The sequence below is a fragment of the Aminobacter sp. P4_D5 genome, assembly GCF_056401815.1.
Window position 1 is genome coordinate 1 of sequence record NZ_JBFUIP010000388.1, and the last position, 1,202, is coordinate 1,202.

1 protein-coding gene and 1 pseudogene are annotated in these 1,202 nt (G+C 70.9%); both read right to left on the reverse strand.

Going from position 1 to position 1,202, the window contains the following annotated elements; all coding sequences use genetic code 11:
- A pseudogene (locus AC1DWF_RS32120) lies at nucleotides 1-198 on the reverse strand (tripartite tricarboxylate transporter substrate binding protein); the annotation flags it as partial.
- Between the two features lies 1 nt (nucleotide 199).
- On the reverse strand, nucleotides 200-1,202 hold a 1,003-nt coding region (locus tag AC1DWF_RS32125; RefSeq protein WP_476842582.1), incomplete at its 5' end, for an MmgE/PrpD family protein.

A 1,202-nucleotide genomic window follows, 5' to 3' on the forward strand; every position in this document is an offset into this window, starting at 1 on the left:
GTTCTCCACCACCACGGGCTGGCCGATCACGCGGCTCAGCGGCTCCGCGACGACGCGGGCCAGGATGTCGGTGCCGCTGCCGGGCGGGAAGGGCGCGATGAGCCGGACCGGCCGCTCCGGCCAGGCGGCCAGGGCGCGGCCGGCCGACAGCAGGGCGGGAAGCGCCAAGGCGAGGCGGCGCGGCAGTTTTGGCATCATGTCAGGCGGCTCCGAGCTKCCGGGTGGTCTCGCGCACCTCGTGCGAGTCGATGGAAAGGATGGCGTCGCAGGCGCGCTTGGCGTGCTCCGGCGTCAGGTGCATCTCCGCCGCCAGCAGGAACTTTTGGGTCGCGCCGGCGCGGTCGAGCTGGCGTTCGCCGGCACCGCTGTTCACGCGGACATGGCGGAAGAGGCGGCGCCCGTCCTTCAGCGTGAGCTCGACGCCGCCCGAGAAGAACTCGGGATAGCCCGTATCGGGATCGGATTCGCAGCGGGAGATGGCGCAGAGGGCCAGGGTGAGCTCGTCCTTCAGTGCCTCCGGCCGCAGCTCCGCCAAGCCGAAGCGGCCGAGCCGCAGGCAGGTCGCGACGATGAAGGGCGCGCTGAACTTGGCGGCGTATTCCCCTGACGGACGCGCCTTCTCGGCGACGGGCTCGGCGACGATCGGCAGGGTGATCGCGGGCAGCAGGATGCGGATGCCGGCGATGGCGTCCGTGTCCGGGATCTCCTCGCGGAGCATGATGGCCGCATCGGCCGCGCCATGCGCGAAGTGGCAGACCGGATAGGGCTTGATGGCGGTGTCCGCGAGATGCCACTGCGTGCCCAGCCCCGCATCCAGCTCGGACAGCTCGGCCTCGGCCATGTGCGACTGCAGGTGCGAGTCGAACAGCGCGAATTTTCCCTCGTAAGGCCGCGTCGGGCCGACGAAGCCGTTCTTCGCGAGATAGGCCGCGGTGATGCCCGCCATGGCGCCCCAGGCGGGGTGGAAGCGCTTGGTCCAGGCACCCTCCTCGAGGAAGACCTGCACGCCCGAGGCCGTGCTGGCGGTGATGCCCTGGGCGCAGGTGATCCCCGCGGCATCGAGGCCCAGCAGCTTTCCGGCCACCACGGCGCTGCTGAAATGCGAGATGACGCCGGTCGCGTGGAAGCCGGTGTGGTGGAAGCCGCCATGGGCCGCGAGGCCGATGCGGATCGCCGTCTCCATGCCCGCGACATAGGCGACC